General features: G+C 56.0%; 1 rRNA gene. It reads right to left on the reverse strand.

What is annotated here, in order from left to right:
* Positions 1–352: 352 nt before the first annotated feature.
* A 5S ribosomal RNA gene (rrf, locus tag AC10QF_RS20105) occupies positions 353–467 on the reverse strand.
* Positions 468–470: the final 3 nt, after the last annotated feature.

A 470-nucleotide genomic window follows, 5' to 3' on the forward strand; every position in this document is an offset into this window, starting at 1 on the left:
GCGCATACTTTCAAAGATCCGGGGAAGTGGCCTCAGCGCCGTTCCCGTGTGCTGCGAAGTTTCCTTCGTAGCGAGCCGCCCATTATAGCCGGCTTTTCTGCTTCGTCAACACCTTTTTTCAAGGCCGTCTCACCGGAGTGGACGTTGTTGCCGATGCTGCTTCGTCGTTGGGCCCGAGGGCCTTTCGTCGTTGCGAGCCGCCTATTATGGCAGGCCTTTCAGCTTTGTCAACAACTTGTTTGAGGAACTTGAAGCTCTTCGTGAAGTTGTTGCTGCAAGTCCAGGTCGAAACCAGGTACCTGCAAAAAAAGGAAAACCCCGCTGCGCATGCAGCGGGGTTCTCGGGTGTAAACCCTGGCGATGACCTACTCTCGCATGGCTTGAGCCACACTACCATCGGCGCAGCTGCGTTTCACTTCCGAGTTCGGGATGGGATCGGGTGGTTCCACAGCGCTAATTTCACCAGGGAG

The sequence above is a fragment of the Stenotrophomonas maltophilia complex sp. Om-AH-Sm3 genome, assembly GCF_059337855.1.